This is a genomic window from Arthrobacter sp. TJ-170 (assembly GCF_058269305.1).
Genome location: NZ_JBZCNL010000005.1, coordinates 204,897 through 231,026, shown reverse-complemented (window position 1 = coordinate 231,026; position 26,130 = coordinate 204,897). Strand labels below are relative to the sequence as shown.

The window sequence follows — 26,130 nt, the reverse complement described above, 5'->3', positions numbered from 1 at the left end:
GCACCGTTCCGCAGAGAGCCGCAATGAAGCGATTTCAAAGTCCTGAACATGTGCACCAATGTACTAACGTTTGCCGTACCGCCAGAAGAGGGAGCCTCCCTACTCATGCCCTTCATCAACCGCTTGCTGCACTGGGCCCGTACTGAGCCTGAACGTGCCGCCGTCGTCGTCGGCGACCGGCGGCTGACTTACGGCGAGCTGGCCGGCCGCGCGGCCGCCCTGCAGGTCTCCGCAGGCGGCATGACCGCCATTCAACTCCAGGATCCTGTCGACTTCGCCGTCACGTTCACCGCCGTCGTCGGACGGGGCGGATGCGCCGCTATCCTCGATCCCGCCTGGCCCGAGAGCCTGCGCTCCCGCGTTTTGGAAGCACTCCGTCCTGATGCAGTACTCACCTCAATACCTTCGATGGATGCGTCAGGTTCCCTGCCAATGGCCGACCCGCCTGCCGATGCACGCTTCTACTGCGGTTTCACTTCGGGCACGTCGGGTGTGCCGAAGGGGTTTGTGCGCACCTCCGGTTCCTGGTCGCGGTCACTGCAGCGCAGCGTCGACTGGTTCGGCATCACGCCCGGCCTTCGCGTCCTTGCGCCGGGTCCCCTGGCGGCAAGCCTGAGCCTTTACGCCCTCGCCGAGTGCCTCTACGCGGGTGCGACCTTTCACACTTTGGCACCGGGAAACGCAGCGGCTAAGGGACCCCGCATGGCGGAAATTCTACGGTCCGGGAACATCGAACACCTCGTCGGAGTTCCCTCCGCCGTACGGCTCGCCCTGGAGCGTGTGGAGGATGGACTGCCGCACCTGCACACGGTGGTCTCGGGTGGCTCCAAGCTCTCCGCTGCGGAGACCAGGATCATCCTGCGCGCGGCGCCCGCTGCTCGCATCTTCGAGTATTACGGCGCATCGGAGCTGAGCCTCGTCACCGTGCGGGGGGTTGACGGTGGTTCCGGCGACGACGTCGGACACCCGTTTCCGGGGGTGCAGCTCCGGATCGACAGGGATCGGGACGCGGATCGGCACGGCAAGGCGGGGACCGTCCTGGTGCGGACCGACACTGCCATCGAGGGCTACCTCTTCGGTGACGACGGACGCGCTTTCCAGCGGCACGGCGACTGGTTCACCGTTCAGGACAGGGGCTGGATTGACGACGACGGCGCACTCCACCTGACCGGCCGGCACGGCGACATGGTGGTGGTTGCAGGAACCAACGTGTATCCCGCCGAGGTCGAGGCAGCGCTGGCGCAGGAGGGCTTTCCGACCGCCGTCGTGCTGGGGGTTCCGGACGCGCGGCGGGGCTCTTCGCTTGCCGCTGTCATCGAGGCCCAGCCGGATGACACAATCGATGCGCATCGGCTTCGTTCCCGTTTGAAGGAGCTGCTGCCTGCGGCCCAGGTGCCGGGCTCGATCTTCCGCATTGGGCGCCTGCCGTTGACGGCAGCGGGCAAACCGGACCGGGCGGAGCTGGAAGCCGCGGTGCTCGCAGGGGATGGTGTCCTTGAGCCGATATTCTGATGACCGGCCGCCCGGGAGCCGGGCAGCAGTCGTCCTGTGCCGCCGCACGCCGTTCGGACGCCTTCGTGGCGTGTTCTCGACCACGGAGGCCCACGACCTGCTCGCCGCCGTCCTGCCTGCCGTGCAGCGGGACGCCGGATTGGCGGCGGGCGACATCGACGACGTCATCATCGGCAACGCCACCGGCGGTGGGGGTAACGTCGCGAGACTCGCCGCGCTCACGGCGGGCCTTCCTGCCGAGGTGCCGGGTCTCACCATCGACCGGCAGTGTGCGTCGGGACTCGATGCCATTGTGATTGCCTGCCGGTTGGCTGAATCGGGAGCCGGCTCCTGGTTCATCGCCGGGGGAGTGGAGAGCTGCAGCACCGCACCCCTGCGTGCCCACCGGTTGACGTCGCTGCCCGGGGCGCCGGACTTTTACGCCCGCGCCCGGTTTGCGCCGGACGCCCACGGGGATCCCGACGCCGGCCAGGCGGCCGAGAATGTCGCCTCTCATTTCGGCATCGACCGCCGGCAGCAGGACGAGTACGCCTTGCTCAGCTACAACCGCACGGAGGTTGCGCTTGCGGGTATGGCAGCGGAAATCGTTCCGGTAGCAGGGTGTGCCACGGACGAGACACCGCGCCGCGGGATGTCAGCGAGGCTCCTGTCCCGCTTCCCGCCCGCGTTTAATTCGGCGGGGAGCGTCACCGCAGGCAATTCGTGCGCTGACGCGGATGGCGCGGTGGTCGCCGTGGTCACAAGTGTGGAGCGCGCGCGGGCCGCTGGCTTCGGCACGGTGCTCGAATTCCACGGCTCAGCAGCCGCCGGCGGCCCACCTTCACAGTTTGGGACCGCAGGTGCCTATGCGGTGCGAAAGCTCCTTGACCGGCTCCATCTGAAGCCGGACGCTGTCTCCACGTGGGAGTACAACGAGGCGTTTGCTGCACAGGTGCTCGCCTCTGCTCAGCTGATCGGCGTTGCGCCGGGGAAGCTCAACCTGCATGGTGGTGCCCTCGCCTACGGCCACCCGTACGGAGCCTCCGGGGCGATGCTCGTCGCGAACCTCCTCCGGCAAGTATCCGCGACGGGGAATAGAGCGCACGACGGCGGCTGGTCGGTAGCGGCCGTCAGCGCCGCCGGCGGCGTCGGCACGGCAGCCGCGTTCCGTGCAGTAGAGCTGCAATAGACGCTCCCGCCGGCCTACGCGCGGTCGGTGGCCTCGTCGTCGTCCCCGGTTGTGTCTGCCAGCCCGCGCGCGGCGAGAGCCTCGCCGGTCTGCTGGGCATACGCCACGGCGCCGATGAAGACGGGAAGAATGAGTGCGCGCGGATTGCGCTCGAGTCCGCGCGCCCGGGCGGCGTCACGGGAATCTTCCGCCGCCCCTACCAGATAGGGGATGCTGCGCAGCATCAGTGCAACGGTGAGCCCGAAACGCTCGGGGTCCGCACCCAGCGGCCGCAGCGGGCGGGCCAGTGAGACCAGACCGTCGAGGAGGCGTTGGCTCTCGGTCGTCAGCGTCACCAGCAAGGCAGCGAGGACGCAGACCACGATGTTCCCCACCACGAGAAACGCCGTGAGGGGGCCCGCATTGAACCACTGGAACGCGCCGAGGATCAGGATGAGGGGCCACATCCGGGTGAGGGGCTGCACCAGTTCCCGGAAGGTAAGACGGCCGCCGACCAGATAGGCCAGGACCACCACCGCAAGGCCGGCGATAGTCGCCCACGCGGAGTTGAGGGCCAAGACCGCCATCGACAGGATGGCTACCGGCACGAACTTCGCCCACAGCGGAGCGGCGTGCAGCAGTGACTTACGCTCCACATAGGCGCCCAGCAGGCTGGCGTGCCCTCTCACAGCGGTCCTTCAACGACCGCACCATGCAGGCTGAGGTTGCGGTAGGCAGCAACGGCGTCGGCAGGCGGGCCGTCAAAAACAATCCGGCCCGAGTCCACAACCAGGGTGCGCTCTGCTTCCAGTGCGAAGTCGAGCGAGTGGGTGGTGAAGATGACCTGCTGGTCCAGGCCGCGGAACAGTCGACGTACGCGCTCTTCATTGCGAAGGTCAAGGAGGGTGGTCGGTTCATCAGCAACCAGTACCTTCGGGTCGCACGCCAGCACCACGGCGAGGGCAAGGAGCTGGCGCTCACCGCCGGACAGGTCATACACGCTTTGATCCGCCAGATGGAGGAGGCCGAACCGGTCAAGGACCTTCTCAGCTGCAGCGCGACGTTCCCAGCGATGACGGTACCGGCGCCGCAGGGACAGCTCCACGTCTTCACGTCCCGTGGGCATGACCAGCTGGGACAACGGGTCGGTGAACATGAACCCCACGCTGCGTCGAACCGCCGAGCCCTTGCGCGCCGTATCCTGTCCATCCACCCGAACGCTGCCGGACGTGGGCAAAACCAGGGAATTGATCAGTTTCAGCAGGGTTGACTTGCCTGACCCGTTTGCGCCGATGATGCTGATGCGGTCCTCAACCAGCGACAGGTGCAGTGGCGCCAGAATCTGTCGCGTTGCCGGATGCTCCGCCTGTACCGCTGCGCCGTCGAACTGGATCATGAAGATCAGACCCGGCTTGCCGGACGGGACTGGAGGCGGGGAAACGCCTTGACGACGCTGAGACCGATTGCGGCTGCGGCAAGATTTTTCAGGATGTCTCCCGGAAGGAAGACGACGTCGGCGGCGATGGCGGCGGCGAGGTCCAGTTTCGCGTTGATCATCATGCCGACGATCCCGAAGGGGTGGGTGATGGTGAGGCTCGTGACAGTACACGCAGCAAACAGAGCAAGGAAACGGTAGCGGGTCACCCGGCGGAACACGATCCGTGCCAGGAACCCGACCACGAATGCCGCGATCGGGAAGGCGATGATGTAACCGGCTGACGGGCCGAAGAGCACCCCGATCCCGCCGCGGAACTGGCTGAAGATCGGCAGGCCCGCGAGCGCGACGGCGACATACAGGCTGAGCGCTGCACCAGCCCGCCAGGGGCCCAGCACAATACCGGTCACCATGATCGCCAGGGTCTGGAGCGTAATGGGCACGCCCACCTGACCCACCGGGATAGCGGGTAGGATGGCACTGGCGGCCACAACGGCTGCGAAGACCGCGATCAGCGAGAGATCGGTTGCATTCCAGGAACGACGAGTCCGCCCCGAAGTATCGGCGGATGTGGAGTGCGGGGCCGGATTCGTCTGTTGCATCGTGAAGCTTTCTGTGAGATCTACACAACGGTGAGCTGTTACTTACCGAGATTAGTGCGGAGAGAAGCAAACACTTTTGTAGGATTCCTACAAATATTAATGCCCGGCCCTCGATGCCGGAACAGGAAAGGCCCAGCCACCGTGATTACCGTGTCGAATCTTGAATTGCGCGCGGGCGCAAGGCTGCTCATGGACCAGGTCTCCTTCCGGGTGGACCGGGGGGACAAGATTGGACTCGTCGGCCGCAACGGCGCCGGCAAGACCACCCTGACCAGGGTGCTGGCGGGCGAAGGCCTGCCCGCGGCAGGGGCGGTGACCCGGTCCGGGGAAATCGGCTACCTGCCCCAGGACCCGCGCACTCCGAATATGGACCAGCTGGCCCGCGACCGAATTCTCTCTGCCCGTAACCTGGATGTGGTTGTGGGAAAGCTCCGCGATACGCAGGACCAGATGGCCAGCGAAGATCCCGCGGTTCGCGACAAGGCCATGGGCCGATATGACCGCCTCGAGGCGGAATTCCTCGCCCACGGCGGTTACGCTGCCGAAGCTGAAGCGGCCGCCATCTCGTCGAACCTCGCGCTTCCGGAACGAATCCTCAACCAGCCGCTCAAGACCCTTTCGGGCGGTCAGCGCCGACGGGTCGAGCTGGCGCGCATCCTCTACTCCGGCGCGGAAACCATGCTCCTCGACGAACCGACCAACCACCTCGACGCCGATTCCATCACCTGGCTGCGGGACTTCCTGAAGAACCACCAGGGAGGGCTGATCGTGATCAGCCACGACGTCGACCTGCTTGAGGCCACGGTCAACAAGGTCTTCCACCTGGACGCCAACCGGTCCACCATCGACCTCTACAACATGGGCTGGAAGCGGTACGTCCAGCAGCGTGAGACCGATGAGCGGGCGCGGAAGCGGGAGCGGGCCAACACCGAGAAGAAGGCGCAGGTGTTGATCGATCAGGCCAACAAGATGCGCGCCAAGGCCACCAAGGCGGTCGCCGCCCAGAACATGGCGAAGCGGGCCGAGCGGATGCTCTCGGGGCTCGACGACGTCCGCGCGCAGGACAGGGTCGCAGCGTTGCGCTTCCCGGAACCGGCGCCGTGCGGCCGCACGCCCATGACTGCCGAAGGCCTGAGCAAGTCCTACGGCTCGCTCGAGATCTTCACCGACGTCGACCTGGCCATCGACCGTGGATCCAAAGTTGTGATCCTCGGCCTGAACGGCGCGGGCAAGACCACACTGTTGCGCATGCTTGCGGGCGTCGACCAGCCGGATACCGGAAAGATCGTTCCGGGCCACGGGCTGAAAGTGGGCTACTACGCGCAGGAACACGAAACGCTCGACACCGAGCGAACCGTGCTTGAGAACATGCGTTCTTCGGCCCCTGACATGCGTGACGCGGAGGTCCGCGGGATCCTCGGGTCCTTCCTCTTCTCGGGCGATGACGTCGACAAGCCGGCTGGAGTCCTCTCCGGTGGTGAGAAAACCCGCCTGGCCCTCGCGACCATTGTGGCGTCCTCCGCGAACGTGCTGCTGCTTGATGAGCCGACCAATAACCTGGACCCCGCGAGCCGCGCCGAAATCCTTGGAGCGCTGCGAAACTACTCCGGCGCCGTCGTGCTCGTCAGCCACGATGAGGGTGCCGTGGACGCTCTGAACCCGGAACGTGTTGTGCTGCTGCCCGACGGTGTCGAGGATCTCTGGAACGACGACTACCTCGAACTTGTGACCCTCGCCTAAAGACCCCGCGCGTCGAGGATGGCGTCCTCTTCCTCCTCGGAGGACGGCCGCCGTCGTGCTCGTGCAGGCGCAGGCTGCGCATCTTCGTCCTCGTGGTCGATGCGGTACTGCTGCCGCGCCGCATAGCCGAGCCCGACGAACAGCAGCACGCCGAAGGCAAACCACTGCATGGAGTAGGAAAGGTGCGGGCCCAGGTCAATGGTCGGTTTCGCGGGCGCGACAGGCGTTGTGGCCGGGGCCGGCGTTTCGCTCGCCAGGAGTCCGTACGCTCCCGTGGCAATCGGGTATTCCAGCTGCTCCCGGTAACCGGCCAGGTCGATAGACGCCAGTTGTCCCGCCGGCGCTGACCGGTCCAGCGCCGGCTCAGCCGGTCGGATACGCGCGACGACGGTCACCTCGCCGACCGGTGCCTGCGGCACCGTATCGGGGCGGCCTGCCTGGTTGTTACCGATGGGCAGCCAGCCGCGGTTTATGACGACGGCGGTCCCATCCTGCAGCTTGAGCGGAACCAGGACCTCGTACCCCGGCCGTCCGTTCAGCGGCCGGTTGCGGACGATGCGCTCATTGGCATGGTCGTATTCCCCGACGAGTGTGACGGGGGCCCATTCGCGTGTCTCCTCAAACGAGGCAAAGAGCGCGGGGGAGTAGGCGATCGGTGCCTGGTCGTAGTTGGCCGCCACGGTATCTACCGTGGCGGCTGCTTGGTCCCGCCGGTCGAGCTGCCACAGTCCCAGCGCGGTGCAGGCTGCAGCGAGCACCAGAACGAGCGCCAACCAGCCGAACCAGCGGGGTGCCGCCAGGTATTTCAGTATGTTCACGACGGCGCCGTACTGCCTTCCAGGGGCAGCGTCTGCTTCCAGAGGCCCCGGGTCGTGAGGTATTCCTGAAGCCACTCGCGGTGTTCAGTGCAGGCCAGCCATACTTTCCTGCGTTCCGGCGTGTGAATACGGGGGTTGTTCCAGAGGAGCTGCCAGGACGCGTTCTGCCCGCACGCCTTACGCGAGCAGATGGGGTCTCTGTTCGCACTGGAAGCTGCCGCCGCTGAAGGGGCTGCGCCGGGCAACTGGTCGAAAATGCTCACGTGGTCCCTTCCTTCTCCTGTGCTTGCTGGTCAGTATCTGGTTCTTCCGGGATGATCTCACCCTCCAGCGTGACGAACTCCTCGTTCTGGGCCACGGGTTGGGGTGACTCCAGTTCCGGCGCCGGTGCACGGTCCAGCAATGAGTCGCTGTGGGCCAGATTACTGGTGTCGCTTCCGCCGTTCGCGATGATCACCGCGAAATAGGGCAGGAACACCGCGCCCGCGATCATCACCCACTGCAGCCAGCCCTCCACCACGAAGACGAGGATCAGGCAAATCATGCGGATCCCCATGGAGACCGAATACTTGATCATGCGCTGACGCATCTCATCACTGTGCGCCTCTCGGGCATCACTGATGTTATGGACTTCCGGGCGGCGCTTGGACTGATGGCTCAGCTTGATCATGACACTCCAAAGGGGACTCTTACATTGTCTCACTCCGTTAGCCGTTGTTAAAGTTCCCGGCTTCGCCGTTAGGATCGAACGGACGCAGGCACCGCCCATCCGAAAGGACCCTCCGTGCAGGAACAAGACACCGCTGGAACGCCCGAAGAGAAGACCGGACGCTGCGTCCTGGTGACGGGGGGTAACCGCGGCATCGGACTGGCGATTGCCCAGTCTTTTCTGGCTAACGGTGACCGTGTGGCAATCACCTACCGCAGCGGGGAAGTTCCCGAGGGCATGCTGGGGGTAAAGGCCGATGTCACGGACGCCGAGCAGATCGACGCGGCCTTCCGCGAGGTCGAGAATGCCCACGGCACGGTTGAGGTGCTCGTAGCCAACGCCGGCATCACCCGGGACACCCTCCTGCTGCGCATGAGCGAGACAGACTTCACGGACGTCATCGACACCAACCTCACCGGGGCCTTCCGCGTGATCAAGCGGGCCTGCAGGGGGATGGTCCGCCACCGCACCGGCCGGATCGTCCTCATCTCGTCCGTCTCCGGGCTCTATGGAGCACCGGGGCAGATCAACTATTCCGCTTCCAAGGCCGGTCTTATCGGAATTGCACGCTCCCTGACCCGCGAGCTCGGGTCACGCGGGATCACCTGCAACGTGGTTGCTCCGGGCTTCATCAACACGGACATGACGGCCGCCCTTCCGCCCGAAACCCAGGAGAACTACCGTTCCTCCATCCCGGCAGGCCGCTTCGCAGAAGCAGACGAGGTCGCGAACGTTGTCCGATGGGTTGCCAGCGACGAAGCAGCTTATATCTCCGGTGCGGTCATCCCCGTGGACGGTGGACTCGGAATGGGCCACTGACTCCACTGAGAGGCTAAGCCGCTCACCGATCTTCAGAAGCTACAGGCAGAAACGAATCAAGGAGGCTCCCACACATGGGCGCACTGGACAGTACAACGGCAATCGTCACGGGATCCTCCCGCGGAATCGGCGCGGAGGTGGCGAAGCTGCTCGCTGAGCAGGGTGCCGCCGTCGTCGTCAATTATCGGCAGAAGGCGCCCCGTGCCAACAAGGTGGTAGCCGGAATTGAGACCGCCGGCGGCCGGGCCGTTGCCGTCGGGGCGGACCTCACAGCGCCGGACGGCGCCCAGGCTCTGGTCGATGCAGCGGTGCACAATTTCGGCGGGCTCAACCTGCTGGTGCTCAACGCTTCCGGCGGAATGGAAACCGGCCTCGGCGAGGACTACGCGCTCAAGCTGAACCGGGACGCACAGGTAGGCATGCTCAGCGCTGCGCTTGAGGTGATGCCCGCGGGTTCCCGCGTGGTCTTCGTCACGAGCCACCAGGCGCACTTCATCAACTCGGTTGCCACGATGGATGCCTACGAACCTGTTGCACGCAGCAAGCGGGCCGGTGAGGACGCCCTCCGGGACATGATTCCTGCGCTGACCGAACGGGGCATCAGTTTCGTCGTGGTTTCCGGCGACATGATCGAGGGCACCGTTACCGCCACGCTGCTCGACCGCGCCGCTCCCGGCGCCATCGAGGCACGCAGGCAGGAAGCCGGGCGTCTGTACACCGTCGAGGAATTCGCGGCGGAAATCGTCGCCATGGCCACCGCGGACGTTCCCACCGGTCACACCGAGTACGTGGGCGGCGCAGAGCACTTCGCGCGCTAGCTATACCCGCCGCTTCCGGTCAGAGATGTCTACAGCCGCACGAAGTGGCGGACCACATCCAGGTACGGGAAGTTGACCGCAACATCCGCAGCGGCCCGGACAGCGGGCTTGGCGTTGAACGCAACGCCAAGCCCCGCCGCGGCCAGCATGTCGAGGTCATTGGCGCCGTCGCCCACCGCGACCGTGCGCTCAAGCGGTATGCCGGCCGCCTCAGCCCAGGTCTGAAGGCAGCGCTCCTTCTCCGCCCGGTCAACGACGGGGCCGATCACCGAACCCGTCAGCGTTCCGGCATCCACACCGAGCTCGTTGGCCTTTGCATGGGTCAGCTTGAGCCGCGCAGCCAGCGGTTCAAGAATCTGGCTGAATCCGCCGGAAACGACCGCCACGAGATGCCCCGCACTCAGGAATGCCTCCACGAGGTGCTCCGCACCCTCGCTCAGCTCTATCCGTGTCCCGACGTCGTCGATGACGTTTTCCGCGAGCCCGGCAAGCACCGCCACCCGGGCGTGCAAGCTCTGCGCAAAATCGAGTTCACCGCGCATCGCGGACTCCGTGACCGCAGCGACTTCCGCCTCCCGGCCGGCATGGGCTGCGAGGAGCTCAATGACCTCCTGCTTGATGAGCGTGGAGTCGACATCCATGATGAGCAGCTTGGTTCCCTCGCCGAGGAGCGCCGGGGGCACGACGGCGATGCCGATCTCGTCCGACACCAGCGGGGCAACCGCAGTCCGCAGCGTGTCGATGCCGTCGTCGGAACTGACAATGAGGCTCGCGACCTGGTACCTGCCGGCGTCGTCATTGTTTTCTCCGACGACGACGGCGCCCGTTGCCTGCAGCGCGCGGCGCATTTTCGAGCGGTGGGATTCCTCCAGATGGGTGCCGAAGCTGACCACCCTGAACATCTCGGTCACGTGCGCCAACGGCCTTTCGTAGAGCTGACTTTCACCTGTCATTATGGTGCCCGGCTCGGCGGCCGTGAAACCGGCGACTCACCGGCCCCGGGGAGCCGGCGTCTGTTCGCGGTCCATTTAACGTTCAGGGCACCTCTTGGCCTAGTGTCTACTGTCATGAGTGATGTTCTGGAACTCTCCGGGGTGAGCCTTGTCCGCGGCGGGAAAGCGCTCCTGGATGACGTTGACTGGCAGGTCCGGGAAGGCGAGCGCTGGGTGGTCATGGGCCCCAACGGTGCGGGGAAGACTACCCTGCTGCAGGTCGCCGGCGCGCGGATCCACCCCACCCGCGGCGTGGCGGGGATTCTCGATGAGGTGCTCGGCGCCGTCGACGTGTTCGAGTTGCGGCCGCGCATCGGTCTGGCCTCCGCAGCGCTGGCCTCGCAGATTCCGGAACACGAAACGGTTCTCAATGTCGTGGTGACGGCCTCCTATGGTGTAACCGGCCGCTGGCGTGAACAGTACGAGAGGGTGGACGAGCGCCGCGCCTTCCGGCTGCTTGATGCCTGGGGTGTATCCACGTTCATGAACAGGCCTTTCGCATCCCTGAGCGAGGGCGAACGCAAGCGCGTCCAGATTGCACGGGCGCTGATGGTGGACCCGGAGCTCCTGCTCCTCGATGAACCTGCAGCCGGTCTGGATCTCGCCGGGCGCGAAGACCTGGTCGCCCGGCTCAGTGAACTGGCCGCGGATGAGGAGTCGCCGGCGATCGTCCTGGTGACCCATCATCTCGAGGAAGTGCCGCCCGGTTTCACGCACGCCATGCTGATGCGCGAAGGTGCGGTAGTGGCAGCCGGGCCCATCAGCGAGGTACTGGTGGCGGAACACTTGAGTCATGCGTTCGACATGCCCCTTGAGGTCACCCAGCGGGACGGCCGATACAGCGCCGTCGCGCGGCCCTAGCGCGGGGTAACACCTTCGTGGACCTACTGCACGATGGGCTGATCCTGCTTGGAGGCCTGTGGGCCGGAACCATCAATACCATCGTGGGTTCGGGAACGCTCGTGACCTTCCCAATCCTGGTTGCCCTCGGCTACGCACCGGTGACCGCCACCATCAGCAACGCCATGGGACTCGTGGCCGGAAACGTTTCCGGTGCATGGGGGTACCGCGAGGAGCTGAAAGGCAACGGACGCACACTCGCGGCACTGCTGCCCGCCTCGCTGATCGGCGGCATCACCGGTGCAGCGCTGCTCCTCAATCTTCCGGACACTGTCTTCGAGATTGTCGCGCCGTTCCTGATCGTGGTGGCTCTCGGCTTCGTGATTTTCCAGCCCAAACTCCAGCGCTGGGTGCGGCGCCGCGCTGAAGTGAAGCCGCCCACCCGCTCCCATCCACTGGCCCTGACCGTGCTCGTATTCCTGGCCGGAGTCTACGGCGGGTACTTCGTGGCGGCGCAGGGCATCCTTCTGGTGGGCATCCTGGGTGTCTTCCTGCACGGCACCATGCAGGCAGCCAACGCGATGAAGAACGTCCTCGTGCTGGGCGTAAACCTGATCGCCGCAATCTCCTACATGATTTTCGCCTTCGACCGGATCGTGTGGTGGGTGGTCCTGCTCATCGCTGTCGGATCGCTCATCGGCGGGATCATCGGTTCGAAAGTCGGAAGGCGGCTTTCTCCGGTCGTGCTGAGGAGCGTCATCGTGGTGCTCGGGCTGGTGGCTCTTTACACGATGATCGCGCGGCTGGTGAGCTAGCGTGCCGCTGGAGCGTCTCGTGGACGCATCAGACCCACGGGTCAGCGACTACACCGGCCTCACGGACACCCAGCTTCGCAGGCGCCGGGAGCCGGCGGAGGGTCTCTACATCGCCGAGAGCACTAAGGTCCTCCGGCGCGCCATCGACGCCGGACACACGCCACGGTCCTTCTTCCTGACGGACAAATGGCTGCCGGATCTCGAGGATGTCCTCGCCCGTTTCCCCGATGTGCCGGCATACGTCGGCTCTGAGTCGGTTCTGGAGGACATCACCGGCTTCCATCTCCACCGCGGAGCACTGGCGGCCATGAACCGCCCTGCCCCGCTTCAACTGGACGATGTGCTGCAGAACGCGCATCGCGTAGCCGTCCTCGAGGACATGGTGGACCACACCAACCTCGGAGCGGTTTTCCGTTCAGCTGCGGCGCTCGGAGTGGACGCGGTGCTCGTGACGCCGCGCTGCGCTGACCCCCTGTACCGCAGGGCGATCCGGGTGAGCATGGGGACTGTTTTCCAGGTCCCCTGGGTGAGGCTGGAATCCTGGCCGGGGAGTATCGGGACCCTGCGCCGTTTCGGGTTCCTGGTGGCGGCGCTGGCCCTTGAGCCCCGGTCGATCGAGCTGCAGGAACTGTCCCGGCGGAACCCGGACCGGCTGGCACTCATTCTTGGGACGGAGGGCGAGGGCCTGTCGCGGCAGACCCTCGAAGAATCGGACCTCAGCGTCCGCATCCCTATGAACCCGGCAGTGGATTCGCTCAACGTGGCGGCGGCAGGCGCCGTCGCTTTCTGGGAATGCCGACCGGTCGCGGGCTGACCACCAGCGGGGCTTTCGCTGTTCCGGCGCGCGTGCGGTAGAGTTGGTTGCTGGCCCAAGGGCCGCCAACTTTCAAACCACCGGTGTCTGGCAAAATCCAGGCAACTACAGAAGGTACCACTATGAAGTCTGAAATCCACCCCAAGTACGCATCGGTCGTTTTCCGCGACCTCGCTTCTGAGAAGTCTTTCCTGACCCGCTCAACCGTCACCTCTGACAAGACGGTCGAATGGGAGGACGGCAACACCTACCCGCTGGTAGAGGTGGAAATCTCTTCGGAGTCGCACCCGTTCTACACCGGCAAGCAGCGCATCATGGACTCGGCCGGCCGCGTCGAGCGCTTCAACCAGCGCTTCAAGGGCTTCGGCAAGAAGTAGTTCGTCCTGTGGTTTACTACTGGGCCCGAACCGGAATATCCGGTTCGGGCCCAGTAGTTTAAGCCCATGTAACCGAACCAGGGAGCGGGAAGATTATGGAGCAGGCGCCCGTGCGGGGGCACCACGGGGAATACAAGGTCCCCGGCGGCAAGCTGGTCGTGGTCGACGTCGACGTGGTCGAGGACAGACTTAGCGGGGTATCGGTGAACGGGGATTTCTTCCTGGAGCCGGACGAGGCCCTCGACGATATAAACGCCGCCCTCGAGGGCCTGCCCGCCGGGACGCCGCCAGGTGACCTTGCAGCAGCGGTCAGGCAGGGGTTGCGCCCGGATGCCCAACTGTTCGGCTTCTCTCCTGAAGCAGTAGCCACGGCCCTCCGGCGCGCAGTCGGAAAGGCCACCGCGTGGGCGGACCATCAGTGGGAAATCATCGGTCCCACCCCGCTCCCGACGGCGATGCACGTTGCCATGGACGAAGTGCTGACCCGTGAGGTGGGTACGGGTCAGAGGAACCCGACGCTGCGCTTCTGGGAGTGGGAAAGCCCGTCGGTGGTGATCGGCAGCTTCCAGTCCGTGCGCAACGAGGTCGACGCCGACGCCGTCCGTCGCCACGGCGTGAGCCTGGTCCGCCGCATCAGCGGCGGGGGAGCTATGTTCATGGAGCACGGAAACGCCATCACCTACTCGCTCTACCTTCCGCAATCGCTTGTGGACGGAATGAGCTTCGCTGATTCCTACCCGTTCCTCGACGACTGGGTGATGGAAGGGCTGAAAAAGATCGGTATCTCCGCGTGGTACCAGCCGCTGAACGACATCGCGACGGATCTCGGCAAGATCGGCGGCGCTGCACAGAAGCGGCTGGGCAACGGCGGGATGCTTCATCACGTGACGATGTCGTACGACATAGACGCGGACAAGATGCTCGAGGTGCTGCGGATCGGGCGCGAGAAACTTTCGGACAAGGGAATCAAGAGCGCCAAGAAGCGGGTAGACCCACTCCGCCGGCAGACCGGACTTGCCCGGGAAGAGATCATCCGTGTGCTCAGCGATACCTTCCGCGAACGCTACGGGGCGGTGGATGGAACACTGCAACCCGCGGAGATTTCAGCGGCGGAGTCGCTGGTGGAAGAGAAGTTCGGAACCAACGAGTGGCTCTTCAGGGTTCCCTGAGTCGGCTGCCTGGGCGCGCAGTGCGCGCACCAGATGATCGCGCTCCTCCAGCACAATGCGCCGCAGCGACTGCGGAGCATCAGCATGTTCGTTGAGCCAGGAGTCAGTCAGGACCAGAACCGGGTGGGCCTCCGGTGCGCTGCCTGCCTCGAGGTCCTGGTCGCCCGGATACAGCCCGCGCACAATCCGGGCCGACATCTCGATCGGCAGTTCGCGCCAGACACGGTCAATCTCCCGGAAGTAAGCATCCACGTACGGTTCATGCAGCGATGCGGGACCCTCCTTGAAGCCGGTGATGGTGGCGCTGAGAAGCTCGTTGGACAGGCGATTCCCGAACACCGCCTCCTTCCAGGCCTTGGCCTTGACAGCAGCGTTGGGAAACGCGGTGCAGGCGGTGGTGAAGCCGGTACGTCCCGACGCAGTATGGTCGCGCTGCAGCGCAGCTTCAAGCTCGTCGACCGTTGCCAGGTTCTGGGCGGAGAGGGCCTGCCAGAACTGCCATCCCAGTTCGTCGTCAATCGTCAGGCCCTCAACCGGGTCTGTCCCCTCAAGCAGCGCACGCAACAGAGGCCCGTGCGTTGCGGTTTTCCGGGTGATGGCAGCGAGGGCCCGCGCCCACACCAGTTGATGGTCGGAACCGGGTTCGGCGGTCCTCAAACCGTCCACCAGGAAGGCTGCGAACCGCTCGCGCAGGGCCGGCCGCACTGTCGCAGGTGCGAAGCGTTCGATTGCCTGCCGCGCGTTTTGCAGCAGTTGTTGAAGAATGCCGATGGCCTCTTCGCCGGGCGCTGTCCGCTCCACCGCCTCCACGTAGTCCGCTGCGCTTAGCAGGGCGTCCCGGGTCGAAGACCACAGCGCGGCCAGGCATACTGCCCTCGCCAATGGTTCCTCAAGTCGATCGGCCGATGACAGGAGTGTCGCCAGGGAACGCTCATCGAACACGAGCTTCGCGTAGGTGAGGTCGTCGTCGTTGATGAGCAGCAGATCGGGTTGCGGGAGTCCCTCGAGTGCGGCGATTTCGGTGCGGTCCCCGTCCACCAGGACGCTGTGGGAGCCGGTGCGTAGCAGGCGGCCGTTCGGGTCCAGGGAGTAGAGCCCCACGCGGACACTGTGCGGGAGCGGGGCGGCGTTGAAAGTGACAGGGTCACGCGCCTCCTGGAGGACCGCCACTGAGGTGTACACGCCGTCGTCGTCCGTTTCCACCTCGGCCGTGAGCTGAGGCACCCCGGAGGTCTGCAGCCACCGCCGCGCCCAGTCCGACATGTCCCGGCCCGAGGCGGCGCTCAGTTCTGCCAGGAGGTCGTTGAGTGTCGTATTCGAGAAGGCGTGATTGCGAAAGTAGGACTGCGCCGCGGAGGCAAATGCGTCGAACCCGGCGTAGGCGACAAGCTGTTTGAGCACCGACGCGCCCTTGGCATAGGTGATGCCGTCGAAGTTGAGCTTCGCCGCCTCCAGGTCGACTATGTCGGCGACGATCGGATGGGTGGACGGCAGCTGGTCCTGAAGATACGCCCATCCCTTCCTGCGGGTAGCGAAGGTGACCCAGGACGTGGCCGAATCGAGTGCCTCGGCAACGGCGAGCGCGCCCATGAAGTCGGCGAATGATTCCTTCAGCCACAGGTCATCCCACCAGGTCATGGTCACGAGGTCGCCGAACCACATGTGCGCCATTTCGTGCATGATCGTGTTGTCGCGCGCCTCGTACTGGGCGTGGGTCGCCCGCGATGTGAACACGTAGGACTCGGTGAAGGTCACCAGACCGGGGTTTTCCATGGCGCCGAGGTTGTATTCCGGGACGAACGCCTGATCGTACTTGCCGAACGGGTAGGGATAGCGGAACAGGTCGTGGAAGTAGGTGAGTCCGCGCCGGGTGGTGTCGAAGATGCGCACCGCGTCGAGGTGGTCGCTCAGCGACCGCCGGCAGAAGAGGGATAACGGAATGGTCAGCACCTGGCCGTCGCCGACGATGCCGGTCCATTCGTCCGTCACGGAGGCGTACGGGCCGGCCAGCACGGTCGTGATGTAGGTGGAAATGCGCTCGGTCGGCTGGAAGTGCCAGGTGGCTGAGCCGTCGTCGTGTTGGTCACAAGCGCTTTCGGCCCCGTTCGACGCAACGGTCCACGACGCGGGAGCGCGAACGTGGAAAGTGAACGATGCCTTGAGATCGGGCTGTTCGAAGCATGCGAAGACGCGGCGTGCGTCGGCCGGTTCGTACTGGGTGTAGAGGTAGGTGGCACCGTCGGCGGGGTCCTGGAAACGGTGCATCCCTTCACCGCTGCGGCTGTAGAGTGCCGTTCCCTCGACGACCACCGTGTTGTGCGCCGCCAGGTTGGGCAGAACGATGCGTGCTCCGTCGACTGCTTCAGCCGGGTCCAGGGAAGTGCCGTTGAGGGTGACCGCGTCCACGCCGGAGTGGATGAAGTCGAGGAACGTGTCGGCGCCGGGCGATGAACATGCAAAGGTCAGGACTGTTCGAGAAGCGAACCCGGTGCTCTCATTGTCCTCGGCCGTGCGCAGGTCCAGAGTGACGTCGTAGCTGTGGATGCTGATGATTGCTGACCGGCGCGCCGCCTCATCGCGACGCAGATTCTCGTTGTGCACCGGTTTATTCAACCACGGCCCGCGTGGCACGGGCCGACCGGATGGGGCGGCCTGTTCATGACACGGCCGTACACCGTGCCGGTAGGTATTCGCGCCCGATGCATGGCAATGTGGAGCCATGTCCGAGCTCTTTGCAGACTACGCAACCGCCGCCCGCCGTTCTGTCGCCTATGACGAAATGTTCGACGGCGTGAACCAGGCGCGCGCCGAGTATCGGCCCGTGGCGGCCGCCCTCGGGGAGCTCAACCTTGCGGACGTGACCGCTCGGGCGGATTCGATGGCGCGGACCTTCCTCGACCGTGGCGTGACGTTCGATTTCGCGGGGGAGGAGCGGCCTTTCCCGCTCGATATCGTGCCGCGGGTCATCGCTGGTTCGGACTGGGAGGAGCTTGAGCGCGGCGTCGCCCAGCGGGTCCGCGCGCTCGAAGCGTTCCTGAACGATATCTACGACAAGATGACCGTGGTGAGCGACGGCGTCATTCCCCGTCGCCTGATCACCTCGTCGGCACATTTCCACCGGGAGGCGGCCGGCTTCGACCCCGCGGGCGGGGTGCGCGTACACATTTCCGGTATCGACGTGGTGCGCGATGACGAGGGCACTTTCCGCGTTCTCGAGGACAACGTCCGGGTGCCCAGTGGCGTGAGCTACGTGCTGGAGAACCGGCGCGCCATGGCCAAGGGCCTGCCTGAAGCGTTTGGCCAGCAGCACATCCGCCCTGTCGAGGAATATCCTCGCCGCCTGCTCGCCGCCCTGCGGAAAACGGCGCCGCCGGGGGTGGAGGATCCAACCGTCGTCGTGCTTACGCCGGGCGTCTTCAATTCGGCATATTTCGAACACACACTACTGGCCGGGCTCATGGGGGTGGAACTGGTCGAGGGGCGCGACCTCATCTGCAGAGGCAACCGGGTGTACATGCGCACGACCGCCGGCGAACAGCGTGTGGACGTAATCTACAAACGCATCGACGACGAGTTCCTCGACCCGCTGCAGTTCCGCGCGGATTCCGTCCTTGGCTGTCCCGGGATAGTCAATGCGGCGCGTGCCGGCATGGTGACCATCGCGAACGCGGTAGGCAACGGCGTCGCCGATGACAAGCTGGTCTACACCTACGTGCCGGACCTGATCCGCTACTACCTCAGCGAAGAGCCGATTATCGCCAACGTTGATACGTTTCGTCTCGAGGAGCCGGAAGCCCGCGAGGAGGTGCTCGATCGGCTCGACGAACTGGTCGTGAAGCCGGTGGACGGATCCGGCGGCAAGGGTCTGGTCATCGGCCCCGACGCGTCGGCAGATGAGCTCGAGGCCCTCCGCGGCCGCATCCTCGCGGACCCGCGAGGCTGGATTGCCCAGCCTGTCCTGCAGCTTTCCACGGTGCCCACCATGTCCGGTGGGCAGTTCAGTCCCCGCCACGTCGATCTGCGTCCCTTTGCAGTGAACGACGGCGAGAACGTGTGGGTCCTTCCCGGCGGGCTGACGCGGGTGGCGATGAAGGAGGGCTCCCTCATCGTGAACTCGAGCCAGGGTGGCGGGTCTAAGGACACCTGGGTGGTCGACGGCCAGTCGGACAGCGCCCCGGCTCCTTCGGAAGTGGAGCCCCGACAGGAGCGGGTCAGCGTCTGGCCCGTTGAGTCCGGCTGGCGGGATCGGCAGCCGGAGCAACAGCAACAGCAACAGCAGCACAATGGCGAGGGAGAGGTGCCGGCCGATGCTTAGCCGAATCGCAGAGTCCCTGTTCTGGATTGGTCGGTACGTCGAGCGTGCTGACGGCACCGCCCGGATCCTCGACGTCCACCTTGAGCGGCTGAACCAGATGCCGCGTCCCGTCCAGCGGGACGTCTCACGCCAGCTGCTCGGAGTCATGGGTAGCCGCCCCGATTCCGAGGACTTCGGCCTGCCCGAGCTACTTGAAGCGCTGGCGTTCGACCGGAGCAGCACCACCTCGATTGCCGGTGCCCTCGGCGCCGCACGCGAGAATGCGCGCCGAGCCAGGGAGACGGTATCGGGCAGCGTATGGGAAGGCCTGAACACCACCTGGTACGGGCTGACCCAGCACCGGAAGGACGTGGTGGGCACCTACCGCTTCTGTCACTGGGTCATTGAACGCACCGCCATGGTTCGAGGGCTTTCGGACACCACCATGAGCCATGACGAGAGCTGGCAGTTCCTTGTTTTGGGAAGGAGCCTCGAACGGGCGGACATGACCGCCCGAATGCTCTCGACAAGGGACGTCCATGCATCCGGTTTGTCCTGGGTGAACATGCTGCGCTGTGCCGGCGCATACGAGTCCTTCCTCCGCACCCGGCGCGCCTCCTTCGGCGAGCAGCACGCAGCGCAGTTCCTGCTCCTGGACCGGCTGTTCCCGCGCTCGATCGTTTATGCACTGAGCGACGCCGAGAAATGCCTGACGAACCTGAATCCCGCCTACCAGCGCGTCGGCTTCATCAACGACGCCAGCCGCATCGTCGGCCAGGCACGTACTTTCCTCGAATTCCACCAGACGGATGACCTGATGCTGGAGTTGCCCGAGCATATGGAAAGAGTCCAGAAAGCGTGCGCACGTGCCTCCGATGCCGTCTCGCGCACATACTTCTCGCAGGAAGCGGAGCTGTCCTGGGTTGGGGAGGTCTCATGACCCGCTTGCTGATTGAACACCGGACCGGTTACGACTACCTGCGCCGTGTGTCGCTGTCCTACAACGAAGCGCGCATGACGCCGCTGACTGATTCGCAGCAGGTGGTGCTCGAGTCCACCATCGCCCTCAATCCGTCCGGCGCCTCGATGGCCACCTACCGTGACTACTGGGGAACCCGTGTCACCTCGTTCGACGTGCACGTTCCGCACGACCGGCTGGAGGTATCCGCCAGGACGCTGGTCGAGGTGAGCCGTACCGAACGCATCCCGTCTCCGGAGGAAGTGACGAGCTGGGAGCAGCTAGCGTCTGACGCCGTCGTAAACGACTTCGCCGATTGGCTTCCCGACACACACCTGACTGAGCCGGACGCTGAGATTCGCGCCCTGGTGAAGGATGTCGTCGCGGGGCAGGATCCGCATGCCGCCGCGCATTCGGTCTTCGACTGGCTCAAGGGTGAGATGCAGTACGTGCAGGGGGTCACCGGTGTGCAGTCCAACGCGCGTGAAGCGTGGGCCGAACGCCAGGGCGTCTGCCAGGACCTTGCGCACGTTGCGATCGGAGCGCTGCGGAGCCTCGGCATTCCGGCCCGGTACATCTCGGGGTATCTCCACCCGCGCAGGACTGCGGCCGTCGGCGAAGCGGTAGCCGGCCAGTCACACGCCTGGGTCGAGTGGTGGGACGGCGAATGGCGCGGCTGGGATCCGACCAACAGCGGCCCGGTAAGCGACTTCCACGTTTCAGTTGCCCGCGGCCGTGATTACCGCGATGTCTCGCCGCTGAAGGGGATCCTCTCCGGCGGCGGCGGGTCGACTCTCAACGTGACGGTTGAGATCACCCGCGTCGCCTGACCGGACGGAGTGCCGGATGCCCGGCGGTGGGGGTACCGGTTCTCCGGTTAACCCTCCACCACCTGGCCCTTGCTGAGGATGGTAAGACCTGAATCGGTTACCGTAAAGCCTCGGCTGAGGTCGAGCTCGCGGTCGATACCGATCTTTGCGCCCGGCGGAACGTAGACGTTTTTGTCGATGATCGCCTTGTGAACCACTGCTCCTGCACCGATCGTCACGTGATCCAGCAGCACCGAACCGGTCACGTCCGCCTCTTCATCGACGAACACATCCGTGGCCAGAACCGACCCCTGCACGGAGCCGCCCGAGATGACCACGCCGTTGGACACGATGGAATCGTGTGCAACCCCCGAGACGCCCGTGGCGCTGCGCACGAACTTGGCGGGCGGGGAGATGCTCTGGCGGGTGTAGATGGGCCACTCAAGGTTGTAGAGGTTGAACAGCGGCAGTGGAGTGATGAGGTCCATGGTGGCGTCGTAGTAGGAGTCGAGCGTCCCGACGTCGCGCCAGTACTGGCTGTCCCGGTCGGTTGAGCCGGGAATGTCGTTGGTGGTGAAGTCATACACGGCCGCATCCCCACGCTCCACGAAGTGCGGAATGATGTCGCCGCCCATGTCATGTTTGGTGTTCAGTCGTGCGGCGTCGATCTCCAACGCCTCGATCAGCGCATCGGTGTTGAACACATAGTTACCCATGGAGGCCAGGAAACTGTCCGGGTCATCGGGAAGACCCGGCGTGGAGGAGGGCTTTTCAACGAAGGCAGAGATGCGGCCGGGGTCCTTCGAATCGACCTCGATCACGCCGAACTGGTCGGCGAGGTGCAGCGGCTGGCGCACTGCCGCGACGCTCACCGAGGCACCGCTCTTGATGTGCGCCTGGACCATCTGCTCGAAATCCATCCGGTAGACGTGGTCGGCGCCGATCACGACCACGATGTCCGGGCGGGCATCGTGGATCAGGTTCAGGGACTGGTAGATGGCGTTGGCGCTGCCCAGGAACCAGCTCTTGCCCCGCCGCTGCTGGGCGGGCACAGACGCGATGTACTGCTGCAACTGGGTGGACATCCGCCAGGTCTCGGAGATGTGCCGGTCCAGGCTGTGCGACTTGTACTGAGTGAGCACTACAATCTGCAGGTAGCCGGAGTTGACCACATTGGACAGGGCGAAATCTATCAGGCGGTAGCTTCCGGCGAACGGAACTGCGGGTTTTGCCCGGTCCGCTGTAAGCGGCATGAGCCGTTTTCCTTCGCCGCCTGCCATTACCACCGCGAGCACTTTTTTGGCTGCCACGGTTATTCCCCTTCCGCTCGTCCTTGAGTATGACCTCTTGCGACTCACACTAGAGGACTCGCCCGGCCTGCACTACGTTGGAAACGTGCGAATAGACATTGTGACGAAAGAGTTCCCGCCCGAAATCTACGGCGGCGCAGGTGTTCACGTCGCGGAACTGGCCCGCGTGCTTGCCGGGCGTGTCGAGCTGGACGTGCACTGCTTCGGTGCGCCGCGTCCCGCCAATTATCATGGGGCGCGTGTGAGCACCTACGGCGTGCCGGACGGACTCATCGAATCGAACGCCGCGGTCCAGACCCTGGGAACCGATCTGTCCATCCTGCAGGGCATCAGCGGCTCAGACCTTGTGCACTCCCACACCTGGTACGCCAATATGGCCGGCCACCTTGCCTCGCTGCTGCACGGAATACCGCATGTGCTCAGCGCTCACAGTCTGGAGCCGTTGCGTCCGTGGAAGGCGGAGCAGCTCGGCGGCGGCTATGCCCTTTCCTCCTGGGTTGAGAAGACAGCGTACGAGGCAGCTGCCGCTGTCATCGCAGTCTCGGACGGTATGCGCCAGGACATCCTGCGCTGCTACCCGGACGTTGATCCGGCGCGCGTCCAGGTAGTCCATAACGGTATTGACACCGAAGCGTGGACGCCGGACCGCAATGACGACGCCATCCGGGCGCTGGGCATCGATCCTGCCCGTCCGAGTGTGGTCTTCGTTGGCAGGAATACTCGCCAAAAGGGCGTGCCGTACCTGTTGCGCGCCGCTGCGAAGCTTTCCGCCGATGTCCAGCTGGTGCTGTGCCTCGGCGCCGCAGATACGCCGGAACTCGCAGCAGAGACTGCGCGCCTGATCGACGACTTGCAGGCGAGACGCGGTTCGGTGATCCTGATCGAACGCATGCTTCCGCGGGACGAGCTCATCCAGGTGCTCAGTCACGCCACTGTCTTTGCCTGCCCGTCAATCTATGAGCCGCTTGGGATCGTTAACCTGGAGGCCATGGCGTGCGGAGCAGCCGTTGTTGCAAGTGCAACGGGCGGAATTCCGGAGGTGGTCGACGACGGCGTCACCGGCACTCTTGTTCCCCTCGAACAGGTCCAGGACGGCACAGGGACTCCGCTGGACCCGGAAGGGTTCGTGAACGATTTCGCCGACGCCCTCAATGTGCTGGTTGCGGATCCCGAGCGCGCCCGCGCGATGGGCAAGCGCGGACGCATTCGGGCGGAGGAGCACTTCTCGTGGGACTCCATCGCGGAGTCCACACTGAATGTCTACCGTTCGGTTCTCTAGCCCGCTTCGGCCTTCCTTGCGATGAGGATTTTCTCGTCCAGCGGTGCATCGGGGCCGGCCCGCCGGATCCGGGCGTAGTTGCGGGACTCTTCCTGCCGCTCGTGTTCGGCGCCGGTCGCGATGGCTGCGCGGAGGTGTTCCGGACCGTAACCGAACGCGTCGACCAGGTCGACGGCGTGGCGGCGCAGCTTCAGGAGCAGCCGGTTGATGTACGGGCCAAGCGTCCGGGCGCGCTGGGCCGAGAGCCGGCCGTTCATCAGGTACCAGCCCAGATTGTCCTCGATGAGGCAGAGCCCAAACAGGTCGCGGAGCCAGGTCAGCACCTGCCGTGTGCCGGTGTCTTCGGTCTCGGCGAGCGCCGCCGTGAACGCCTCCCACTGCAGCAGTTCCGCGTGGGCACGTGCCGCCTGGATCAGTTCGTGTTGGTGCTGGTTGAACACTGCGGCAGCCTGCGCCGGCGGGAGTCGGCGCGCGCCCCGCAGGGCACCCGCAAGTTCACCGACCATGGCGTCAACACGTCCACAGAGAAGCTCGTGCTGGGTCTCCTCATCACGCAGCGCGATCGCCGACTTTCGCTCGGAACCGGTGTCGACGACGGTCTGCAGCACTCGGCGCAGGCCTGTTCGGTGCAGGGTGCGGTCGGCGGCCTGGGTTGCTACGAACCTCGCCAGTACACCGAAATCGACGCCCTGGAACTCCTTGGCATAGTCGGCGAGCAACCGCTTGGCAACGAGCTGGAGCAGGACATTGTTGTCGCCCTCGAACGTTGTATACACGTCGAGATCGGCGCGCAGGGAGGTGTACCTGTTCTCTGTGAGGAAGCCTGCTCCTCCGCTGGCTTCCCGGCATTCCTGCAGGGTGTCGAGCGCGTGCCAGGTGGACAGCGGCTTCAGCGCCGCTGCGAGGGTCTCGAGATCCTGGCGGTCCTCATCCGTGTCATGCTCACCCGAGAACACACCGTCCAGTTTCTCGAGCAGCTCCTCATGCGCGAATGATGCGGCATAAGTGGTCGCGAGGAGGGGGAGAAGGCGGCGCTGGTGGAGCTGATAATCGAGCAGAACCTCCTCGGACAACTCCGAGCCAGTGGTGAACTGGCGGCGCTCAACCGAATACTGGATTGCCGCCTTCAGCGCCAGTTTGCTGGCTGCGACAGCAGCGCCGTCCAGGGAAACCCGACCCTGCACGAGCGTTCCGAGCATCGTGAAAAACCGGCGGCCCGGTGATTCGATCGGCGAGGTGTATGTCCCGTCTTCGCTGACGTTCCCATACCGGTTGAGCAGGTTCACCCGGGGGACCCGCACGTGGGTGAAGTGCAGCCGTCCATTGTCGATGCCGTTCAGTCCGCCCTTGAGCCCGTCGTCTTCGCCGCCGATTCCCTCCAGGAAATTCCCCTCGTCATCACGCAACGGCACGTACAAGGCATGGACGCCGTGGTTCACACCGCGGGTGATCAGCTGGGCAAACACCACCGCCGCCTTGCCATCTTTCGCGGCGTTGCCGATGTAGTCCTTCCACGCGGCGCGGAACGGCGTGTGGAGTATGAACTCGTCGCTTTCCGGCTCGAATGTAGCGGTGGTGGCGATACTGGAGACGTCTGATCCGTGCCCGGTCTCGGTCATCGCGAAGCAGCCGGGAATGTCCATATCCATGATGCCCGGTATCCACTGCCAATGGTGCTCCTCGGTGCCAAGGTGCAGTACGGCGGCTCCGAACAGTCCCCACTGGACACCTGCCTTGATCTGGAGCGAAGGGTCTGCGACAACCAGTTCCTCGAATCCGGCAATATTGCCGCCGTGGTCATCGGACCCGCCCAGCGATGAGGGAAAGGCGCGGTGGACTGCCTTGGTCTGAACCAGGAGATGGAGTTGGTCCAGGCACCGCTCACGAGCCTCCGCACAGGAGGCACCTTCCACCTTGTGGAGTGCCGGGTCAGCGACCAGCGCGCGCGCCGTTCGGCGGGTGTCCGCCCATCGCCCCAGCAATTGCTCGCCAAGTGCTGCGACGTTCACGACGGCGGCGTCGTCGTCGTGAATCGGAAGGGTTGCGGGTACCGAGAATTCGGGACGCGTTGTTGTTTGGGTCATGAGTCGTCCTTCGAACGTGGGCTGCGGAGGGGAGTATCGGCGAGGGAGACCTGCGGCACGGCTGCTGCGATCCCATCGAAAAGCCAGGTAGTGATGGCGTCCGCGAGGTCGGATTCGCTGGGGCGGTCGGGGCCCGAAGGCATGGAAAGCCATTGCTCTCCGGCGGCGCGGACCATGCCGATCGCCGCACGGGGCCACAGCGCGAGCGGCCGCGGCACGGTAGCTGACGGCTCCTCAGCAAGATAGCTCTCCATGGGGCTGGCAAGCATCGCGGAGATCGCGTCGAAGAAGGAACTGAGCGTAGAGGAGCCCTCAAGCGCAGACCCGGGTTCCGGAGCTGCCTGCGTAACGAAAACGTAGACGTTCGGCGAGGACTCAGCCATTTGGAGATACGCCGAAACCATGGCCCGCAGCCCCTCCCTGGGGGTGCCGGCTTTCCTAGCGGCTTCGATCAACTGCTCCTGCATCCGCCCGACAACAACTTCGCCCATGGCGCGCTGCAACCCGGCCTTATCTCCGAAATATCGGTAGAAAACCGACTTCGAGGTGTCCGCTGCGGAAGCGATGTCCTCCATGGAAGCGCCGGGACCGATCCGGTGTACTGCCTTACGGGCGGTCTTTATCAGCGCGACCCGCCTGGCTTCGCGATGCTTTGACCACCTGCTGGCTCTCCCGTCAATAGCGGAATGCCTCACGGGTGCTATCAGCTGATTCACGATACCCAGCGTATCAGGTACGCTGGGTATCGATAACTGGCATCAGCATGCCCCCAGACGCGGGCTTGCAGGG

The 26,130-nt window shown here is 64.9% G+C and carries 25 protein-coding genes; 14 read left to right on the top strand and 11 right to left on the bottom strand.

The annotated features are described in order from the left end of the window. The first annotated feature begins 105 nt into the window (after positions 1 to 105). Together AC4D1W_RS11425 and AC4D1W_RS11420 are read left to right on the top strand one after the other, a co-directional pair. Positions 106 to 1,512 carry a class I adenylate-forming enzyme family protein gene (locus AC4D1W_RS11425; RefSeq protein WP_490898803.1) on the top strand — a complete coding sequence of 469 codons (1,407 nt, stop codon included), beginning with the start codon at positions 106 to 108 and terminating at the stop codon, positions 1,510 to 1,512. Further along, positions 1,496 to 2,680 carry a thiolase family protein gene (locus tag AC4D1W_RS11420; protein WP_490898802.1) on the top strand — a complete coding sequence of 395 codons (1,185 nt, stop codon included), beginning with the start codon at positions 1,496 to 1,498 and terminating at the stop codon, positions 2,678 to 2,680. The genes AC4D1W_RS11425 and AC4D1W_RS11420 overlap by 17 nt, the downstream gene beginning before the upstream one ends. Positions 2,681 to 2,694: 14 nt before the next feature. On the opposite strand, the gene AC4D1W_RS11415 is transcribed toward AC4D1W_RS11420, so the two are convergent. From AC4D1W_RS11415 to AC4D1W_RS11405, 3 genes are read right to left on the bottom strand one after another with little or no spacing between them, the layout of a single operon-like run. Beyond that, positions 2,695 to 3,348, bottom strand: coding sequence for an energy-coupling factor transporter transmembrane component T family protein (locus AC4D1W_RS11415; protein ID WP_490898801.1), 654 nt, complete (start codon positions 3,346 to 3,348; stop codon positions 2,695 to 2,697). Beyond that, a complete protein-coding gene (locus AC4D1W_RS11410; RefSeq protein WP_490898800.1) occupies positions 3,345 to 4,055 on the bottom strand; it encodes an energy-coupling factor ABC transporter ATP-binding protein in 711 nt (236 codons plus the stop codon). The genes AC4D1W_RS11415 and AC4D1W_RS11410 overlap by 4 nt, the downstream gene beginning before the upstream one ends. A 5-nt stretch (positions 4,056 to 4,060) precedes the next feature. Continuing rightward, entirely contained in the window at positions 4,061 to 4,696 is a 636-nt protein-coding gene (locus AC4D1W_RS11405) for a biotin transporter BioY (protein ID WP_490898799.1), read from the bottom strand. Positions 4,697 to 4,837: 141 nt separating this feature from the next. On the opposite strand from AC4D1W_RS11405, the gene AC4D1W_RS11400 reads away from it, so the two are divergent. Continuing rightward, positions 4,838 to 6,436 carry an ABC-F family ATP-binding cassette domain-containing protein gene (locus tag AC4D1W_RS11400; RefSeq protein ID WP_490898798.1) on the top strand — a complete coding sequence of 533 codons (1,599 nt, stop codon included), beginning with the start codon at positions 4,838 to 4,840 and terminating at the stop codon, positions 6,434 to 6,436. Here AC4D1W_RS11400 and AC4D1W_RS11395 read toward each other — a convergent pair. The 3 genes from AC4D1W_RS11395 to AC4D1W_RS11385 are packed head-to-tail and all read right to left on the bottom strand — an operon-like array spanning position 6,433 to position 7,924. Beyond that, positions 6,433 to 7,248 carry an SURF1 family cytochrome oxidase biogenesis protein gene (locus AC4D1W_RS11395; protein WP_490898861.1) on the bottom strand — a complete coding sequence of 272 codons (816 nt, stop codon included), beginning with the start codon at positions 7,246 to 7,248 and terminating at the stop codon, positions 6,433 to 6,435. The genes AC4D1W_RS11400 and AC4D1W_RS11395 overlap by 4 nt on opposite strands. 2 nt (positions 7,249 to 7,250) lie before the next feature. Beyond that, the gene (locus tag AC4D1W_RS11390; protein WP_490898797.1) at positions 7,251 to 7,517 is read right to left on the bottom strand and encodes a hypothetical protein; all 267 of its coding nucleotides are present in this window, start codon (positions 7,515 to 7,517) and stop codon (positions 7,251 to 7,253) included. Next, complete coding sequence (locus tag AC4D1W_RS11385; RefSeq protein ID WP_490891516.1) at positions 7,514 to 7,924, bottom strand: DUF3099 domain-containing protein; 411 nt, start codon at positions 7,922 to 7,924, stop codon at positions 7,514 to 7,516. Before AC4D1W_RS11385 ends, AC4D1W_RS11390 begins: the two co-directional genes overlap by 4 nt. A gap of 114 nt (positions 7,925 to 8,038) precedes the next feature. Here AC4D1W_RS11385 and AC4D1W_RS11380 point away from each other — a divergent pair, with 114 nt between their 5' ends. Together AC4D1W_RS11380 and AC4D1W_RS11375 are read left to right on the top strand one after the other, a co-directional pair. Further along, entirely contained in the window at positions 8,039 to 8,782 is a 744-nt protein-coding gene (locus AC4D1W_RS11380; RefSeq protein WP_490898796.1) for a beta-ketoacyl-ACP reductase, read from the top strand. Between the two features lie 74 nt (positions 8,783 to 8,856). Further along, positions 8,857 to 9,600, top strand: coding sequence for an SDR family oxidoreductase (locus AC4D1W_RS11375; protein ID WP_490898795.1), 744 nt, complete (start codon positions 8,857 to 8,859; stop codon positions 9,598 to 9,600). A gap of 29 nt (positions 9,601 to 9,629) precedes the next feature. On the opposite strand, the gene serB is transcribed toward AC4D1W_RS11375, so the two are convergent. Further along, positions 9,630 to 10,511, bottom strand: coding sequence for a phosphoserine phosphatase SerB (gene serB, locus AC4D1W_RS11370; RefSeq protein WP_490898794.1), 882 nt, complete (start codon positions 10,509 to 10,511; stop codon positions 9,630 to 9,632). A 156-nt stretch (positions 10,512 to 10,667) separates the two neighbouring features. On the opposite strand from serB, the gene AC4D1W_RS11365 reads away from it, so the two are divergent. From AC4D1W_RS11365 to lplAB, 5 genes are all read left to right on the top strand, one after another. After that, positions 10,668 to 11,453: an ABC transporter ATP-binding protein gene (locus AC4D1W_RS11365; RefSeq protein ID WP_490898793.1), complete on the top strand. Its 786-nt coding sequence runs from the start codon at positions 10,668 to 10,670 to the stop codon at positions 11,451 to 11,453. Positions 11,454 to 11,470: 17 nt separating this feature from the next. Beyond that, positions 11,471 to 12,247, top strand: coding sequence for a sulfite exporter TauE/SafE family protein (locus AC4D1W_RS11360; protein ID WP_490891521.1), 777 nt, complete (start codon positions 11,471 to 11,473; stop codon positions 12,245 to 12,247). A 19-nt stretch (positions 12,248 to 12,266) separates the two neighbouring features. Beyond that, on the top strand, positions 12,267 to 13,061 hold the full coding sequence (locus AC4D1W_RS11355; RefSeq protein WP_490898792.1) for a TrmH family RNA methyltransferase: 795 nt from the start codon (positions 12,267 to 12,269) through the stop codon (positions 13,059 to 13,061). Between the two features lie 122 nt (positions 13,062 to 13,183). After that, entirely contained in the window at positions 13,184 to 13,438 is a 255-nt protein-coding gene (locus AC4D1W_RS11350) for a type B 50S ribosomal protein L31 (RefSeq protein WP_490891523.1), read from the top strand. 95 nt (positions 13,439 to 13,533) lie between these two features. Further along, a complete protein-coding gene (gene lplAB, locus AC4D1W_RS11345) occupies positions 13,534 to 14,607 on the top strand; it encodes a lipoate-protein ligase LplAB (protein WP_490898791.1) in 1,074 nt (357 codons plus the stop codon). Here lplAB and pepN read toward each other — a convergent pair. Beyond that, positions 14,542 to 17,208 (bottom strand): aminopeptidase N, encoded by a 2,667-nt coding sequence (gene pepN / locus AC4D1W_RS11340; protein WP_490898790.1) that lies wholly within the window; start codon positions 17,206 to 17,208, stop codon positions 14,542 to 14,544. The two genes, lplAB and pepN, sit on opposite strands and share 66 nt — an antisense overlap. Before the next feature lie 118 nt (positions 17,209 to 17,326). On the opposite strand from pepN, the gene AC4D1W_RS11335 reads away from it, so the two are divergent. From AC4D1W_RS11335 to AC4D1W_RS11325, 3 genes are read left to right on the top strand one after another with little or no spacing between them, the layout of a single operon-like run. After that, a complete protein-coding gene (locus tag AC4D1W_RS11335; RefSeq protein WP_490898789.1) occupies positions 17,327 to 18,922 on the top strand; it encodes a circularly permuted type 2 ATP-grasp protein in 1,596 nt (531 codons plus the stop codon). Further along, positions 18,915 to 19,841: an alpha-E domain-containing protein gene (locus AC4D1W_RS11330; RefSeq protein ID WP_490891527.1), complete on the top strand. Its 927-nt coding sequence runs from the start codon at positions 18,915 to 18,917 to the stop codon at positions 19,839 to 19,841. Before AC4D1W_RS11335 ends, AC4D1W_RS11330 begins: the two co-directional genes overlap by 8 nt. Continuing rightward, positions 19,838 to 20,689 carry a transglutaminase family protein gene (locus AC4D1W_RS11325; protein ID WP_490898788.1) on the top strand — a complete coding sequence of 284 codons (852 nt, stop codon included), beginning with the start codon at positions 19,838 to 19,840 and terminating at the stop codon, positions 20,687 to 20,689. The genes AC4D1W_RS11330 and AC4D1W_RS11325 overlap by 4 nt, the downstream gene beginning before the upstream one ends. A gap of 47 nt (positions 20,690 to 20,736) precedes the next feature. On the opposite strand, the gene glgC is transcribed toward AC4D1W_RS11325, so the two are convergent. Next, positions 20,737 to 21,984, bottom strand: a complete 1,248-nt coding sequence (glgC, locus tag AC4D1W_RS11320) for a glucose-1-phosphate adenylyltransferase (protein WP_490891776.1) — start codon at positions 21,982 to 21,984, stop codon at positions 20,737 to 20,739. 79 nt (positions 21,985 to 22,063) lie between these two features. Between glgC and glgA the strand changes: the two genes are divergently transcribed. Then, complete coding sequence (glgA, locus tag AC4D1W_RS11315) at positions 22,064 to 23,257, top strand: glycogen synthase (protein WP_490891778.1); 1,194 nt, start codon at positions 22,064 to 22,066, stop codon at positions 23,255 to 23,257. Here glgA and AC4D1W_RS11310 read toward each other — a convergent pair. Further along, positions 23,254 to 25,341 carry an acyl-CoA dehydrogenase family protein gene (locus AC4D1W_RS11310; protein WP_490898787.1) on the bottom strand — a complete coding sequence of 696 codons (2,088 nt, stop codon included), beginning with the start codon at positions 25,339 to 25,341 and terminating at the stop codon, positions 23,254 to 23,256. The two genes, glgA and AC4D1W_RS11310, sit on opposite strands and share 4 nt — an antisense overlap. Next, the gene (locus AC4D1W_RS11305; RefSeq protein ID WP_490898860.1) at positions 25,338 to 26,036 is read right to left on the bottom strand and encodes a TetR family transcriptional regulator; all 699 of its coding nucleotides are present in this window, start codon (positions 26,034 to 26,036) and stop codon (positions 25,338 to 25,340) included. The genes AC4D1W_RS11310 and AC4D1W_RS11305 overlap by 4 nt, the downstream gene beginning before the upstream one ends. Positions 26,037 to 26,130: the final 94 nt, after the last annotated feature.

Bases quoted from the DNA above. Each gene is read 5' to 3' on its own strand.
- AC4D1W_RS11425 (WP_490898803.1), top strand. From the start codon at position 106: ATGCCCTTCATCAACCGCTTGCTGCACTGGGCCCGTACTGAGCCTGAA.
- AC4D1W_RS11410 (WP_490898800.1), bottom strand. From the start codon at position 4,055: ATGATCCAGTTCGACGGCGCAGCGGTACAGGCGGAGCATCCGGCAACG.
- AC4D1W_RS11405 (WP_490898799.1), bottom strand. From the start codon at position 4,696: ATGCAACAGACGAATCCGGCCCCGCACTCCACATCCGCCGATACTTCG.
- AC4D1W_RS11385 (WP_490891516.1), bottom strand. From the start codon at position 7,924: ATGATCAAGCTGAGCCATCAGTCCAAGCGCCGCCCGGAAGTCCATAAC.
- AC4D1W_RS11375 (WP_490898795.1), top strand. From the start codon at position 8,857: ATGGGCGCACTGGACAGTACAACGGCAATCGTCACGGGATCCTCCCGC.
- AC4D1W_RS11365 (WP_490898793.1), top strand. From the start codon at position 10,668: ATGAGTGATGTTCTGGAACTCTCCGGGGTGAGCCTTGTCCGCGGCGGG.
- AC4D1W_RS11350 (WP_490891523.1), top strand. From the start codon at position 13,184: ATGAAGTCTGAAATCCACCCCAAGTACGCATCGGTCGTTTTCCGCGAC.
- lplAB (WP_490898791.1), top strand. From the start codon at position 13,534: ATGGAGCAGGCGCCCGTGCGGGGGCACCACGGGGAATACAAGGTCCCC.
- AC4D1W_RS11335 (WP_490898789.1), top strand. From the start codon at position 17,327: ATGTCCGAGCTCTTTGCAGACTACGCAACCGCCGCCCGCCGTTCTGTC.
- AC4D1W_RS11330 (WP_490891527.1), top strand. From the start codon at position 18,915: ATGCTTAGCCGAATCGCAGAGTCCCTGTTCTGGATTGGTCGGTACGTC.
- AC4D1W_RS11325 (WP_490898788.1), top strand. From the start codon at position 19,838: ATGACCCGCTTGCTGATTGAACACCGGACCGGTTACGACTACCTGCGC.
- AC4D1W_RS11310 (WP_490898787.1), bottom strand. From the start codon at position 25,341: ATGACCCAAACAACAACGCGTCCCGAATTCTCGGTACCCGCAACCCTT.